This is a genomic window from Burkholderia sp. 4NA327C6, from assembly GCF_005502655.1.
GTDB lineage: Bacteria > Pseudomonadota > Gammaproteobacteria > Burkholderiales > Burkholderiaceae > Burkholderia > Burkholderia contaminans.
Window position 1 is genome coordinate 102,587 of sequence record NZ_SCNZ01000018.1, and the last position, 15,235, is coordinate 117,821.

13 protein-coding genes are annotated in these 15,235 nt (G+C 62.7%); 10 read left to right on the plus strand and 3 right to left on the minus strand.

Annotated elements, in window-relative coordinates:
- The first annotated feature begins 33 nt into the window (after nucleotides 1-33).
- The 6 genes from FFS49_RS19845 (at nucleotide 34) to FFS49_RS19870 (ending at nucleotide 3,791) form a co-directional block, all read left to right on the plus strand.
- Nucleotides 34-948, plus strand: a complete 915-nt coding sequence (locus tag FFS49_RS19845) for an alpha/beta hydrolase (protein ID WP_105817315.1) — start codon at nucleotides 34-36, stop codon at nucleotides 946-948.
- A gap of 233 nt (nucleotides 949-1,181) precedes the next feature.
- Nucleotides 1,182-1,556, plus strand: coding sequence for a VOC family protein (locus FFS49_RS19850; RefSeq protein ID WP_046549210.1), 375 nt, complete (start codon nucleotides 1,182-1,184; stop codon nucleotides 1,554-1,556).
- Between the two features lie 110 nt (nucleotides 1,557-1,666).
- The gene (locus FFS49_RS19855) at nucleotides 1,667-1,888 is read left to right on the plus strand and encodes a hypothetical protein (RefSeq protein ID WP_105817314.1); all 222 of its coding nucleotides are present in this window, start codon (nucleotides 1,667-1,669) and stop codon (nucleotides 1,886-1,888) included.
- A 111-nt stretch (nucleotides 1,889-1,999) separates the two neighbouring features.
- Nucleotides 2,000-2,446 (plus strand): hypothetical protein, encoded by a 447-nt coding sequence (locus FFS49_RS19860; RefSeq protein WP_105817313.1) that lies wholly within the window; start codon nucleotides 2,000-2,002, stop codon nucleotides 2,444-2,446.
- A 68-nt stretch (nucleotides 2,447-2,514) separates the two neighbouring features.
- Nucleotides 2,515-3,009 carry a GNAT family N-acetyltransferase gene (locus FFS49_RS19865; RefSeq protein WP_039354271.1) on the plus strand — a complete coding sequence of 165 codons (495 nt, stop codon included), beginning with the start codon at nucleotides 2,515-2,517 and terminating at the stop codon, nucleotides 3,007-3,009.
- A gap of 104 nt (nucleotides 3,010-3,113) precedes the next feature.
- Nucleotides 3,114-3,791, plus strand: a complete 678-nt coding sequence (locus FFS49_RS19870) for a hypothetical protein (protein ID WP_105817312.1) — start codon at nucleotides 3,114-3,116, stop codon at nucleotides 3,789-3,791.
- 4 nt (nucleotides 3,792-3,795) lie between these two features.
- On the opposite strand, the gene FFS49_RS19875 is transcribed toward FFS49_RS19870, so the two are convergent.
- A complete protein-coding gene (locus tag FFS49_RS19875; RefSeq protein WP_105817311.1) occupies nucleotides 3,796-4,767 on the minus strand; it encodes a LysR substrate-binding domain-containing protein in 972 nt (323 codons plus the stop codon).
- Between the two features lie 136 nt (nucleotides 4,768-4,903).
- Here FFS49_RS19875 and FFS49_RS19880 point away from each other — a divergent pair, with 136 nt between their 5' ends.
- Together FFS49_RS19880 and FFS49_RS19885 are read left to right on the plus strand one after the other, a co-directional pair.
- A complete protein-coding gene (locus FFS49_RS19880) occupies nucleotides 4,904-7,204 on the plus strand; it encodes an NADP-dependent malic enzyme (RefSeq protein WP_105817310.1) in 2,301 nt (766 codons plus the stop codon).
- Between the two features lie 407 nt (nucleotides 7,205-7,611).
- Complete coding sequence (locus tag FFS49_RS19885; protein WP_105817309.1) at nucleotides 7,612-8,592, plus strand: hypothetical protein; 981 nt, start codon at nucleotides 7,612-7,614, stop codon at nucleotides 8,590-8,592.
- Between the two features lie 40 nt (nucleotides 8,593-8,632).
- Here the strand turns inward: FFS49_RS19885 and FFS49_RS19890 are convergent, their stop codons facing one another.
- Both FFS49_RS19890 and FFS49_RS19895 read right to left on the minus strand, forming a co-directional pair.
- Nucleotides 8,633-10,276: a bacteriophage N4 adsorption protein A gene (locus tag FFS49_RS19890; RefSeq protein ID WP_224755713.1), complete on the minus strand. Its 1,644-nt coding sequence runs from the start codon at nucleotides 10,274-10,276 to the stop codon at nucleotides 8,633-8,635.
- Between the two features lie 47 nt (nucleotides 10,277-10,323).
- Nucleotides 10,324-12,282 carry a glycosyl transferase family protein gene (locus FFS49_RS19895; protein ID WP_224755712.1) on the minus strand — a complete coding sequence of 653 codons (1,959 nt, stop codon included), beginning with the start codon at nucleotides 12,280-12,282 and terminating at the stop codon, nucleotides 10,324-10,326.
- Nucleotides 12,283-13,262: 980 nt separating this feature from the next.
- Here FFS49_RS19895 and FFS49_RS19900 point away from each other — a divergent pair.
- Nucleotides 13,263-13,559, plus strand: a complete 297-nt coding sequence (locus FFS49_RS19900; protein ID WP_171026796.1) for a hypothetical protein — start codon at nucleotides 13,263-13,265, stop codon at nucleotides 13,557-13,559.
- 12 nt (nucleotides 13,560-13,571) lie between these two features.
- Nucleotides 13,572-15,215 (plus strand): DUF2334 domain-containing protein, encoded by a 1,644-nt coding sequence (locus FFS49_RS19905; RefSeq protein ID WP_105817305.1) that lies wholly within the window; start codon nucleotides 13,572-13,574, stop codon nucleotides 15,213-15,215.
- The last annotated feature ends 20 nt before the right edge of the window (nucleotides 15,216-15,235 follow it).

Here is a 15,235-nt window from a genome sequence, read left to right on the forward strand (position 1 = left end):
CATCGAATCACTCACCGAACGAGGTAAGCCGACATGACGCGACACGACATCGAATTCCAGTCCGAAGGTGCCACGCTCCGAGGCTGGTACTACGAGCCGGCGCAGCACATCGCCGATACCGCAACGTATCCGGCCATCGTGATGGCGCACGGCTTCTCCGGCGTAAAGGAACAGTATCTGGACCGCTATGCCGAGGTATTCGCCGCCGGCGGCTTTGGCGTGCTGCTCTACGATCACCGGAATTTCGGCGCGAGCGACGGTTACCCGCGGCAGGAGATCGACCCCGTGCAACAGAAGCGCGGCTATCGCGATGCGATCAGCTATCTGCTCACTCGCCCGGATGTCGACGCCGAGCGCATCGGCATCTGGGGCACCAGCTACAGCGGCGGCCACGTGCTCGAAGTGGCGGCGATCGACCGGCGCGTCAAATGCGTGGTGTCGCAGGTGCCGACGATCAGCGGCTATCAATCGGCGTTGCGCCGTACGCGTTCCGATCTGGTGCCGGCGGAGCTGGCTCGCTTCGATGAAGATCGCAGGCAGCGATTCGCGGGCGGCGCGCCGGCGATGTTGCCGGCTGTCAGCGCCGATCCCGCGACCGCCTGTGCGATGGCCGGTGCGGATGCATACCGGTTCTTCACGGAGTCGGCAGCGCAGTTCGCCCCGAACTGGAAAAACGAAGTGACGCTGCGCAGCGCCGAGCTGTCGCGCGAGAACGAGCCGGGCCAGTATGTCGATCGCATCTCGCCCACCCCGTTGCTGATGATCGTGGCCGACCAGGATCTGCTGACGCCCACCGACCTTTGCCTCAACGCGTGGGGAAGTGCGCTGGAGCCGAAGCGGCTGCTCATGATCAAGGGTGGGCACTTCACGCCGTATATCGAGCACTTCGAAGCAACCAGCCAGGCGGCAGTGGAATGGTTCACGCTGCATTTGCGCGGCACGCGTTGATCGGGCCCGTTGCGGCGTTCGTCGTCTCCGCGGCTTGCATGAAGACCGCCGCTGCCGGTTCCGACGGCGACTGCGTTTGCAAGGACCTTGTATCCCGCTCGCTGGCCCGACTGTGTCGGGCCTTTTTGTTCGGTCGCGAGCGGGTGTGCCGGCGACGGCCACCTGTGGCAACATCGCGGTGATTTCCACATTCCATCCGGGTGCCGGCAGACCCATCTATCCGAGGGGGAGTCATGTTTGACCATGTCAAATTCGGCGTGACCGACTTTGCAGCCAGCAAGGCGTTTTACCTGAGCGCACTCGAGCCGCTTGGCGTCGTGGTGCAGGGCGAGGGCGAGCCGTCGTACGGTATCGAGATCTCTCCGCCGGGCAAGCCGTCGTTGTGCCTGTTCCAGACCTCGGAGAAACCGGCGCACCTTCACATCGCGTTCGTGGCCGACAACCGGCAGCAAGTCGACGCGTTCTATCGCGCGGCGCTGGCGGCCGGCGGGAAGGACCATGGCGCGCCGGGGCTGCGGCCGCACTATCACGCGAATTACTACGCGGCGTTCGTCATCGGGCCGGATGGGCACAATATCGAGGTGGTTTGCCATCAGGCGGAGGGGTGAATCCCTTGCGAGCGGAATGGGGACGTCACGCGTTGATGAACCGTAGGTGACCGATGCCTCCGAAACGATGAGCAAACTCACGCCCCGCACGAGCAACGGAGCTTTCCGAAATGAGCGACATCGCCATTGACATCCCTTTTCCCGTCATCGCGATGATCTACGGCGCCATCTACTGGCCCCTGACGCTGTGTGTCGGCGCCGTGGGCTTGTATGTTGGCGTGACCCGTCTGCGCGGCGTCTGGCGCGTCGTGTGCGTCGTCATTGCGCTCTTGTTCATCGGTGACGCTGGCGCGGGGATCTATGAGTCCGTCAGGCAAGGTCTGAATACCTGACTCGCCGGTGTACTACACCGGCGGACACGCGTTGCAGCGTGATATCGACAAGCGGCGAATACGATACCAACACCATTCGGGGCGGGAGGCGCAGGCTTCCTGAAAGAGACGATGCCAATCAGCAAATTGAAGGCAATGCCGGCGTTTCGCGTCGATGCGCCGCAGCAGATCCGTCACGCGATCGCGCTCTTCACGATTGTCTGGCTCATCGAGGTCGGATTCGCCGTCTGGCTCGTGATGATGGGTTTCGATCAGGCAGGCCAGGTATCCGCGGCCAAGGCCGTGCTCATGCGTCAAGGCATCTTGCTGGTTGCGATAGTCCAGGGCTCCTGGCTTTTTTTTAACGCCAGCCTGATCGTGGGCCTCTGCCAGCGACAGAAGCTGGCGCGCATGCTGGAACTCGTGCTCACGATCATCACGACGCTGGCCTTTATCGTGGTGGGACCTCCTTTCAGGGTGAGTCTGATCGAAGTGGGCTTTTTCGCGAATGCGATCGCCACCGTGCTCATTTATACGGGCCCGTGTACGCGCTGGTTCCAGGCAGTGGCTTCTTCATAAGCGCGTCGCGCCTTTGCAAGGTGGCGGCGTTCGAGCCACGACATGAAGACTCAACGGAGAAACGAGCGATGACCCCGAGAAGCATCCGCAGGGCAACGGCGGACGACGTACCGGCGCTGACGCAGATCCGGAATGACGCGCACGCGAAGAAGCTCACATACGACGACCATGTGTGGGGCAAGGAAGGCGACGGATTTTCCGAGGCGTGGGTACGCAACAACGTGTCGCAAAAGGACGTGTATGTCGTCGAAGTGGACGGCGCGTTGGCCGGAACGTTCTCGCTCGCCTTCGACGAGGACACGCACTGGGGGCCGCAGGAACCGATCGCCGGCTATGTGCACGGGCTGTGCGTGCGGGAAGGGTTCAACGGGCAAGGGCTCGGCAGCTTCATGCTCGACTGGTGCGGGCGCAAGGTGAGCAGTCTGAACCGGCGTTTCGTTCGACTCGATTGCGCCGTGGAGAACGTGACGCTCTGCGCTTACTACGAGTCGCTGGGCTTCATTCGCGTCGGGTTGAAACCGGACGGGATCGTCTGGTCACTGTACGAAAGGGCGGCTGAGTAGCTCTCTGTCGTACCTGACGCCACGACAAGCACGCTCATTCGACAGAACCGGCCGGATCATCGACAATTCGCGCCTGTCAAAACATGAGAGAAGAGGGCAGGTGCATGCGCGGGTTCCGTAAAACGCTTGGGGTGATCCTGGGCCTTTCCGTCGTTGGCGTTACCGGTGTTCAAGCCGCCTCCGGCGAACTGGCCTTCCCGCGTTTCACCCAGACGGAGGGCCGGACGGATAGCGACGGGCTCCCGCTGTCCGGCGCGAAACTCTGCGTGCTTCCCGAGCGTGCGCCGTGTTTCCAGATGCCGCCAGCGCCGCTTCCCAATTCGCCGAAGGAGTTTTACCAGTTCGGACTGATGCCACGGTCCGAACGATTGCCGATTGCGTCGGGCGGTTCCTGGGTGTTCTTCTCGGGGATGTTCTCGGGCGGCGGCAGCGGGATGCTGGAGCGCGTGGCGATCCTGCGTTACGGCGCGAACGGCAGGATCGAGAACCTGATGCCGGAAGTCACCCAGACGGAGTCGGCCGACCGCGCGATGTGGAAGGTGCCGGACGTGTCGCCCTATCCGGTGTTCGTTCGGGCGGACTTCGTGTGGGCCGACAACGAGGATCATTTCGGCAAGCACTTCTTCGAAGTCGACGCGTGGGTGTTCGATCCCGCGACCAGCCTGTACAGGAAGCGGTTTTCGTACCGGACAACCAAGCGCTATGACCGCGGCGAGGGCTCGGACCATGTGCTGAGCGCCGAGCGTGCGGAAATTCTGCGGCGCCTCGCAGCCGGCAAGTAGCCGCCTACCGCTGCGCGTCCCCGTAAGTCTCCCTGCAAACCTCGCGCAACGCGTCGACGAGCAGATCCCGTGCGGGCGAGCGCGAATCGGCGGCGCGGGTAAACAGCGCGATGGGTGGAAGCGTCCACACCAGCGAGTACGGCACGATCGCCACGCCGGCGATCCGCACCAGTTCTTCCGCGATATCGGCGGGCACGATCGAGACGGCCTCGTCGCTCGACGCGATCATCTCGCCGATCAGCTTCGACGAGTAACTTTCGACGATCGGGACGGGCGGTGCGATGCCGGCCGACAGGAACAGGTCGGTCACCTGTTCGCGCATCGGCGTATGCGGCGCGCCGAGAATCCAGTCGAGCGCGTGCAGCTTGTGCCAGTCGAGCGCGGTGCGGGCCAGTTTCGCGGCAAGGCGCCGGCTCGCGATCACGCGCGGCTGCTGCTGGTACAGCACTTCGAAGGAAACCTGGCCCAGGTCGATCGCCGACGAGGCCCGCCCGATCACGATGTCGACGCCGTGATCCCTGAGCTGCATCAGCAGTTGATCGCTGGTGCCTTCGTGAATCGTCACGGTCAGGCGCCTTTCCATGCGCGCCTGCAGCCGCTTGAGCGCCGCCGACAGCATGTGCCCGGAAATGAACGGGATCACGCCGATGTGCAGGTGGGCCGCATGCCCGGCGGCGACGGCCTCCATCTCGCGGGCGAGGTGGTCGAGATCCTTGATCATCGCCTTCGCCCGTTCGAGCACGACCGCGCCGAGCGCGGTGGGCCGCATGCCGCGCGACGAGCGCTCGAACAAAGGCGTGCCGAACATGCTCTCCAGCTCGGACAGCGCATTCGTCACGGCGGGCTGGCTGCTGGCCATGTGCTCCGCGACGCGCGTCAGCGACCCGTGCTGCTGGATCTGCAGCAACAGCACCAGATGCCGCATCTTCAGGCGGGCGCCCAGCCGCCTGACCACGTCGTTTGCGTCAAAAGTCATTGACTGGTCACGTATTCATCATGAAAAAGTGATGGGCCGATATTAAAACAGAATCATCACCTTATGGCGGATCCCTAGAATCATCTTCATGGATCGCGCCGGGACTGGCCTGGCGCCCGTGCCCGGATCGAAAAACATGAAACAGACTGAGACACAGCAGCAGGCCGCGTTCGACTATCACGAATTTCCGACCCCGGGAAAGATCTCGGTCGTCGCCAGCAAGCCGCTCGTGACCCAGCGCGATCTCGCGCTGGCGTACACGCCCGGCGTGGCGGGCGTATGCGAGGCCATCGCCGCCGATCCGCTGCAGGCGCACCGTTTCACGAGCCGCGGCAACCTGGTGGGCGTGATCACGAACGGCACGGCCGTGCTGGGCCTGGGCAACATCGGCCCGCTCGCGTCCAAGCCGGTCATGGAAGGCAAGGCCGTGCTGTTCAAGAAGTTCGCGGGGATCGACGTCTTCGACATCGAGATCAACGAAACCGATCCGGACAAGCTGGTCGACATCATCGCCGGTCTCGAGCCGACCTTCGGCGGCATCAACCTCGAGGACATCAAGGCGCCCGAGTGCTTCACGGTCGAGCAGAAGCTGCGCGATCGCATGAAGATTCCGGTTTTCCACGACGATCAGCACGGCACCGCCATCACCGTCTCCGCCGCGTTCATCAACGGGCTGAAGGTGGTCGGGAAGTCCATCAAGGAGGTGAAGGTCGTGACGTCGGGCGCCGGTGCGGCCGCGCTCGCCTGCCTGGACCTGCTGGTCGACCTCGGGCTGCCGGTCGAAAACGTCTGGGTGACCGACATCGAAGGCGTCGTCTATCGCGGCCGGACCACGCTGATGGACCCGGCCAAGTCGCGCTTCGCGCAGGAAACCGATGCGCGCAAGCTGGCCGACGTGATCGGCGGCGCGGACGTGTTCCTGGGCCTGTCGGTGGGCGGCATCCTCACCGCCGACATGCTGAAGGCAATGGCGCCGCGCCCGCTGATTCTCGCGCTGGCCAACCCGACGCCGGAAATCTTCCCGGAACTGGCGCATGCGACGCGTGACGACGTCGTCATCGCGACGGGCCGCTCGGACTACCCGAACCAGGTCAACAACGTCCTCTGCTTCCCGTACATCTTCCGCGGCGCGCTGGACGTCGGCGCGACGACGATCACCCGTGAAATGGAGATCGCCGCCGTTCACGCGATCGCCGGGCTGGCCGAGGAAGAGCAGAACGAAGTCGTCGCGGCGGCCTACGGCGCGTACGACGTATCGTTCGGCGCGCAATACCTGATTCCGAAGCCGTTCGACCCGCGCCTGATCGTGCGGATCGCGCCGGCGGTGGCCAAGGCGGCGATGGAGGGCGGCGTGGCGAAGCGCCCGCTGACCGATCTCGACGCGTACGTCGAGCAACTGCAGCAATTCGTCTACCATTCCGGCGCGTTCATGAAGCCGCTGTTCGCGACGGCGCGTCGCCTGGTGCGCGACGGCGGCAAGGCGCGGATCGTCTTTACCGAAGGCGAGGACGAGCGCGTGCTGCGCGCGGTGCAGGTGATCGTCGACGAGAAGCTGGCGCGGCCGATCCTGGTCGGGCGCCCGGAAGTGCTGCTGGCGCGCATCGAGCGATTCGGCCTGCGGATCCGGCTCGGTCAGGATGTCGAAGTGACCAATCCGGAATATGACGAGCGCTTCCCGCAGTACTGGACGAAGTACTGGGAGCTGCGCTGCCGGGACGGCATCTCGAAGGAGATGGCGCGGGTCGAGATGCGCCGCCGCCTGACGCTGATCGGCGCCATGATGGTGCGGCTCGGCGATGCGGACGGGATGATCTGCGGGACGGTGGGCGAGTATCACAACCACCTGCGGTTCGTGGACGAGGTGATCGGGAAGAAGCCGGGTGCGTCGACCTATGCGGCGATGAACATCCTGTTGCTCGACCAGCGGACGGTCGCGCTGGTGGATACGCACGTCAACGACAATCCCGACGCGGAGCAGATCGCGGAATTCACGATCGCCGCGGCGCGTCAGATGGAATGGCTGAACCTGACGCCGAAAGCGGCGTTGCTGTCGCGATCGAACTTCGGGTCGGGGAGCGCGGCGTCGGGCGTGAAGATGCGCCGGGCGCTGGAGATCGTCCGGGAGCAGGCGCCGGATATCGAGGCGGACGGCGAGATGCATGGCGACTGCGCGCTCGACGAGGGCTTGCGGTCGAAGCTGCTGCCGATGTCGCCGCTGAAGGGTGCCGCCAACCTGCTGGTTTGCCCGAACGTGGATGCGGGGAATATCGCGTACAACCTGCTGAAGACCGAGGCGGGCAGCAACGTGGCGGTGGGGCCGTTCCTGCTGGGCGTCAACGCGCCGGTGAACATCCTGACGTCGAGCGCGACCGTGCGACGGATCGTGAACATGGCCGCGTTGACGGTGATCGAGGCGAATCGCAACGCATCTGCCTGAGCAGGCAATGGAAGCGGGGCGGTGGCGGCCCCGCGAGGCGCCGTGTAGCGGAATCCGGGCGGTAGCGGGTTCCGCTATCCGGCTGCCTGGTGAACGAGTGTGGCGGGTGCTTCGTGTCGTCGAGCCGCATGTGTCGGTAGCGGTTGGCAGCGGGCACCGTCGGGCGCCGGCAATCGTTTGCACGCAGAGCCGGACCTCGGCTTTACCCTGACGCGCACCCGCCACATCCCGGCATCGAAGTTGCAGTGCATTTAATCAGTATCACGTAACAACTTGCTCGGCGCGACACCCTGCCGCATCCCTTTTTGATACCGATCCTAACGATCTTTTTAGGGCTCGCCACTTTCGATATCTTCCGATAATTGCCTTTTATTTTCGTCTAAAATCGCGCTTCTTCTTACTTTAGGATGGAAAGCGTTTTGAAAAGACTGACGAAAAATCTCTCGCGCACGGCCATCGCCGCATGCGTTGCTTATGCTGGGCTCCTGCCTTTATCCCAGTCCGCCCAAGCCCAGGTCGAACCTCTGAAGAATCCCGTCTACGGCGTGACCCTCGACGACCTGACCAAGCTCGACGCCATCGTCGCGTCGCTGCAGAACCTGCCGTACAAGCCCACCGTGCGTGTCGTGTTCGACCCGGGCACGTCGGCCGCCGACTACTACGCACCGCTGCTGCGCCTGCATGCCGTCGCGTACGTGATGGGCGAAGTCTACGATTCTTACTATTTCCCGACAGATCTCGCCACGTACAAGGCCAGAACGCAGGAACTGGTGTCGCAGCTGAAGAACACCGTCGACGTCTGGGAGATCGCGAACGAAATCAACGGCGAATGGCTGCGTAACGACCCGAGCGGCACGAACAGCGTGGTCAACTCGGAAGAGCAGCAGATCGGCCAGATGGTTGCCGCGGCCAACCAGATCGTCAAATCGAACGGCGGCAAGACGGCCATCACGCTGTACTACAACGACGACAGCAAGGGCACCAACTGCTGGGAGAAGCCGCAGGATTACTGGAAGACGTGGCCGACCACCTTCCTGTCGTCGACGGTCCGCCAGCAAGCCGACTACGCACTGTTCAGCTACTACCCGTACCAGGATTGCCCGGGGCTGAATCCGTCGTGGAAGAACGATTTCGCGGCGCTGGAAAGCATCTTCCCGAACGCGAAGGTCGGCTTCGGTGAAATCGGCACCTCGGATACCGCCGCGCCGGCGTCGGTGCAGCAGAACCTGATCAAGACGTACTACCCGATGGTCAACAGCATGACCGATCCGCGTTTCATCGGCGGATTCTTCTGGTGGAACTACGTCGAGCAAATGCTCCCGTATTCGACGAGCTCGTACTTCCAGCTGTTGCGTCAAACGATCCTTCCGCTCAAGTCGCCCAACTAAGCGAAAAGCGTCGTTCAAGATCAAGCGTCAGCGTCGATGGCTAGAACCACAATGTCGCGCGTACCACGAGACCACGTGCGCGTGCCGCTGACGTCAACCCGAACCGGTATTGCACCGTGACATCCAGATAGCTTGCCGGCGCGCTATATCGGCCTTCGCGAAACCAGTACCGAAACTGGATGCCGGGCCCGGCGCCGATCGCCGTCTTGTCCGGCTGCCGATTGTCGTGATCGCCGGCCACCGCGGCATGCGGGTAGATGGTCAGCCGATCGCTGATCATCGGCAAACGCCAGGTGTGCCCGTAACGCAACTCCGAATAAATGATGTATCGCCCCGCGCTGATGAAGTAGGCGCCCTCGACATACGCCTGCCAGCTGCGCCAGCTCGGCTCGGTGACCCTCAGGTCGGTCCCGCCTTCCGACGAATAACCCACGCGCATCAGCCAGTCCGTCATCGACAGGCTGCCGACGTGGAACAGCCGCTCGGCGGTCAGCACGACGTTCTGGTCGGGCAGCGGTTTGTAGCGCGCGCCCACCGAACCCTGCACGGTCGGCAGTCCGGTCGTGTTGCCCGATCCGTCGTAGGCCGTGCCGTATCCGCGTACGAAGAACTGGAAGATGCGGCCGTTCTGATAGCCGATCTTCGGCGGCTGCCAATACACTTCCACGCCCGGCTGCAACACGCTGATGGTGCCTTGCGGGCCGAACGCGGCCGACTGGTACGGCGCGCTCAGCACGAAACCCCAGCTGCGCTGAAGCTGCTCGACCTCGCGCCGATAGCCGAACTTGTGCTGCGCATCGAAGGTGTGCTCGTTTTCATCGGCGTCGAGGCTGTGCTCGAACAGATCGATGGACTCCTGGTTCAGCCCGATCCGCTTGGCGGCGTAGCCCGCGTCCGCGTAGTTCATCGCATTGCCGGCGCCGCCGGAAAATCCCGCCTGAAATGCGTCGAGCGCCTCACGATCCTTGTGGTCGCGCAGGAGGTCATAGGCCTCCTGCAACTTCTGTTGCGCGGTATTGTCGACCGGCGCCTCGGCGGCCTGATCTTCCTGCCGCGCCTGCGCCGCGATCGACGCGGCCATGTTGCGCTCGCCGTCGGTCGTCGCGTCGCCGGCCGCCAGGTCGGCCATGCGGATGGCGGTGTCGCGGTCGCCTGCCTGCAGGCTCATCTGCGCGATGCGCACCTGGATCACGGCCGATTTTTCATCGGCCAGCGGCGCCAGCGCGATGCCGGCTTCGTGCGGAAGCTTCGCCGCGAGCGCACTGTCCGCCCAGGCAAGGCGCAGGTTGCGCTGCTGTTCCTGGCTCCAGTTCCCGGACGCAACGGCGGCCGCGAAATCGCTGCAGGCAACGTCGTAGCGCATCTGACGCTGCGCCAGGTAGCCATGCTGCGCGCGTACCGCCGCACTCTTCGGAAAACGAACGATCAGCGAATCCACGATCGAGTCCGCTTCGTCGACCTTGCCTTCACGTCTGTATACGTCGACGAGCAGCAGCCCGAGCTGTTCGCTTCCGGGCTGAATCTTGATGGCGCGCGTCGCATACACCTCCGCGAGGGGCAGGTCCCCGGCATTGATGGCCTTGTAGGCGCTGTCGGCGAGCTTGTAGGCCTTGGGTGTCAGTTGCTGCGCGGCGGATACCGGCGCCTGCCAGGCCAGCGACATGGCGATCGCCAGTGCGCTCAACCGCGCGCAGCGCCTGAGGCCCGCCGCAATCGGGCGTGTCGAATGCTTCATGCCTGTTCTCCCGAGGGTTTTTGCACGGGAGCACCCTGCTGCGCTGCCGGGTCGCCGTCGCGTATGTGAGCGAGTTCGACGAAGCGCGAGTGCCGGGAGAGTTCGGCGGCAATCTCCGCATCGCATGCGATGAAGTAGGCCACGTTTGATCGGGCTCCCCGCCGTACGACATCCTGTTCGTCCTGCGTGAGCGGCCGCCCGACGGCGACGTTCAACGTGCCGTCGTCCGCGGTCGAGAACGGGACGGCGCGGTACGCGTACTGCAGCTCGAATGCCAGCGAATCCGCGAAGTGGCCCACCGCGACGTTGCCGAGGCTCACGCGGGGCAGCTCGGCCTGCTCGGCGATCGCATCCGCCAGCGATTCGGCGGATATCGCGCAGCCTTCGACCAGCAGTTCCCCGAGCCGCTTGCCGCAGGTCAGCTGCTTCTCCAGGCTCGCCTGCAATTGCTCCAGCGTCACCACGCCCCAGCCGACCAGGATCTCGCCGACTTTCAGGCGCATCTTCCCGAGCGCTTCGTTCGACAGATAGGTGTGACTGGTCTTGTCCCACGCGATGGGCTTGCCGGTCACCAGATGGCGGATATAGATGCGCCACGCGCGGCAAACCGCGTAGAAATTGATCAGGTTGTTGACGAACATCCGCGGAATCGAGAGCAGCCCCTGGGTCGGGCCGTTCAGCTTGCTGACGAAGTGGAAGCGCTGCCCGGCGCGTGCGAACAGCATCGCGGTGTTGATCCACAAGAGCGGTGCGACCCAGTGGCTCGCCATGACGACCGAGGCGCCATTCGGGATGACGTGGCCGGCTCTCTGAAGCGCGCCGAGCAACAGGAAGTTGACCAGCACGGCATAGGCAACGACCGAGAACAGCGAGGTCACGATGCCCTTGCGATCGTGGAAGAACATGTAGCGGGTGAGCAGGTTGCCTTTCCAGCCGAGCTGCTCCCAGCCCTGAAAGGCAATGCCGAGGATCCAGCGCGTGCGCTGACGGTACGCGGTACGAAATGTCTTCGGAAAGTACTCGCGCGTGGCCAGCAGGTTTCGATTGACGTCGCCACCCGGTGCGCGCTTTTCCGCTGCATCACGCGTGATTCCCGTCAACGGAATGCACGCAAAGGTTTCCTTCATCCCGAGGTCTCTCAGCCGGAAGCTGAAGTCGTAATCCTCGGTCAGCGAACTGGTGTTGAACGGCGCGCCGTTGCGCTCCTTCATCGCCGCTTCGATCGAGCGCCTGCTGTAGCACGATGCCACGCCCGCGCCCGGGACGATGCCGGTCAGCCGGGCGCGCACCGGTACGTCCTTCTGGTGCGTTTCGCTGAAATCGTCCAGATAGCAGCCGGCGACGAATTCGTTCCATTTCCGCGGCAACGACAACACGGGCAGCTGGACCAGGTCGCTATCCGCCACCGCGTGGTTGAGGTACTTGAGTTCGACCGGATGAATGACGTCCTCGCAGTCGTGCATCACGACGCCCGCGAACTGAATGTGATGAACCGATTCGTAGCGCAGGATCGCTTCGATGATCCAGTTCAGGCAATCCGCCTTGCAGGTGGGCCCGTCGTTCATCACGGTCGCGCGCGTGACCCTGCCCGGATACCGGCGGACCATCCGTTCGACCTCGGCCGTGGTTTCGGCATCGTTGTGATAGGTGCCGACGAATATCACGTATCGCTCGTACTCGAGCGTCGCCAACGTGTTTTCGATCATCTTGGCGATCACGTCATATTCTTTCCACGCCGGCACCATCAGCGCCAGATGCCGCTCTTCCAGCGCGCGCAGCATGCCGATATCAACCGTTTGCGATTTTTCCCGCCGCAGGATGCGACGAATTTCAAAGGACCAGTAACAGGCATCCAGCGTGAGGTCATCTAGGGTGCTCACCAGGATGACGATTGCGGTGACAATGGCGACAAGGTTAAGTGCATATAAATATGCACTCCAAATCATGTTATCCATCATTTATTTCCGCGCTGTTATGTTTTGTTTTTATTCATTCCCCCTCGTATCGACGCAAGACGAAACTTTCGCCGTCCTCGTCGCCCCCGTCACGTCCACTTCGAGGCTTGCGCCACGCGAATTACCGCCGCCCGGTCAAGCCCTGCCGGCAAGCGGGCTTTCCCGATGTGGGCTCGTCACATCGCGAGCGATGCAACGTGTTCAGTGGATGACTTTTTGACCGCCCGTATCCTGCTTGCCTGCCTACGACCCTGCATGCTTCGACGCTTGCAGCCGCTCTCCACCCGACGCAACCGCAGTGCCCCCGCGCACCGACTCCGCATCCTGCTGCTCATGTAGCAAGTCGTGCGCCATCGCTGCGCGACCCTTGCGGTTGGGGTGCGTCGCGGGGCACCGCACGGGATCGGCCCGCCGAATCCGTGCCAAATGTTTCAGTGCTGAAACACGCGGTCGATCGACCCGATGACACATCGTTTTCCGACCCTCGGCACGTTCACGGCCGGCGCTCGCCGCAATTCGTCACGCGATGCCGGTGGCGGCTACCCGGATGAATTGGCGTTGAACCGAAGATCGAGCGCGTCAGTCATCGTTGTGCATGCGAGCGTGCGATCCACGACGATCGTCGCATCGCGATCCTCGAAGCGTGGGGCACGACGGGTTTCGGCTGGGCACATGAACGGGTTTCGCGTGTTTGTCCGATCAAACTCGTGACACCGCCGCGTTGCACGCCTGAAACGTTTTATCGACGCATTTTCACGCGGCCCCGATGCGCCAATTTCGGCGCCTCGGCGCTATGCCCATTTGCGACCGATGGTACGGTTTTAGCTTGAAAGTAAAACCGTCTCCTACCGGATTTATTTGTCTGGTTTCAATTGCGTATCAAAAGCTTCACGACATGCCGCCCCGATTCCGGATGGTGATTCGACGTGCTCGTTTCGCTAACGAGATGAATTTATTTTGCATATCAAAGGATGAAAATCATGCCTTCGCATCGCAATCAATCTTTTCGAAACGGGTTGAGTGCCGCAGGATCAATCGTCGCATTGATCACGACGCTCGTCTTCGCCGTCGGCCTTCAGGACGTGGGTGCGCAGCAGACGAGTAATTCTTCTGCCCAGAAGATCAAGCCGCCTCCGCTGCCGAACGGATCGGCGCACGTCAACGTGAAAGCCGGCATGTCCGACGAGGATTGGGAAAAGGCGTACAAGGAAACGGGCCGCCCGAAGTTCAGCAAGAAGTCCGTCAAGAAATCCAACGGCAATGTGGAACGTGAATAGGGAGAAACGGCCATGAAAAAGATTTTGCTCGTCATCGCCCTGCTTGCGGGACTCGCGCAAATGACCTTGCCGGGCACCGCGCACGCGCAGGCCACCACCGCCCATACGCTCATCCTGTACGACAATCCGGCCAACGATCCGTTTTCGAAGCTGGGCCTGATGTACAGCATCATGCTGAGGAACCTGCTGGGTCACTTCAATACGACGGTCGATCTGGTTCCGATCCAGAACTACACGGCCGGCATGGTCGGAAATCACGACGCGACGTTCTATATCGGCGATTACTACAACAACCCGATTCCGACCGCGTTCATGAGCGACGTGATGACCACCAAGAAGACGGTGGTCTGGTTCAAGTACAACCTGTGGCAACTGGCCTGGAATACGGCCTACACGTTCAACCAGACCTTCGGCTTCAGCTTCGTGGGCCTCGCGGGGATGAACGCGACGCCTTCGGCGAGCAACCCGAATCCCGGCTTCTACGACACGGTCACGTACAAGAACCTGCCGATGGTCAAGTACTACGCGTACAACGCGTCGACCGGCGCCGTCAGCGCGGATCCGGATGTCGGCCTGACCCAGGTCGTCGATGCCACCAAGGCGCAGGCGCTCGTCACCATCAAGAACAGCCAGAGCGGCGCAACCGCGCCCTACGTCATGCGCTCGGGCAACTTCTGGTACTTCGCGGACATGCCGTTTTCCTACATCGGCCCGACGGACCGCTACCTGGTGATCTGCGACATCCTGCACGACATCCTGCAGACCAACGCACCAGTGAATCATCGTGCGCTCGTCCGCCTGGAAGACCTCGACGCGTATACCACGACGAGTTCGATGCAGCTGCTGACGAACTACATGTACTCGAAGAAGATCCCGTTCACGATGGCAACCATTCCGTTGTATACGGACCCGAACGGCTACTACAACGGCGGCGTGCCGGAGACGATCCATCTGGCGCAGGCAACGGGCCTCAAGCGAGCACTGAATTACGCACTGCTGCGCGGCGGCTCGATCGTGATGCACGGCTACACGCACCAGTACGATTCGACGCCGAACCTGCTGAATGCAGTCAGCGGCAGCGACTACGAGTTCTGGTACGCGGTGCAGAACCGCCCGGTCGATGAGGACTCCATCCCGTGGGCGGAAGGCAGAATGGCCGATGGCCTGGCGGAGTTCACGACCAACGGCTACAAGGTCGTCGGCTGGGCTGCGCCGCAGTACCAGATGTCGCCGGCTGCGTCGTCGGCGACAGCGCTCACGTTCCCGACCACGTTCCAGCGGGCCGTGTACTACACGTCGGCCAATCCTCAGCTCGGAACGGGTGCCGCCAACCAGGACTTTTCCGCCGGGCAGTTTTTCCCGTACATCATCAACGCCGATTACTACGGGCAGCGGATCATTCCGGAGAACCTGGGCAGCGTGCAGTACAACATCTGCAATGTCGACCCGTTCTCGTGCATCACGTACACGTGGCAGCAGATCGTGACCAACGCGCAGTATGGCCTGGCGGTGCGGGACGGTTTCGCGTCCTTCTTCTTCCATCCGTACTGGCTCGAGCCCGATCTCGGATTGCCGGCGTACCAGGACTTCCAGAGCATGATTACCGGCATCACGAACCTCGGCTACAAGTGGGTGGACGGCACGACGGCCAAGTGACGCCGACGTGGCGACAACCC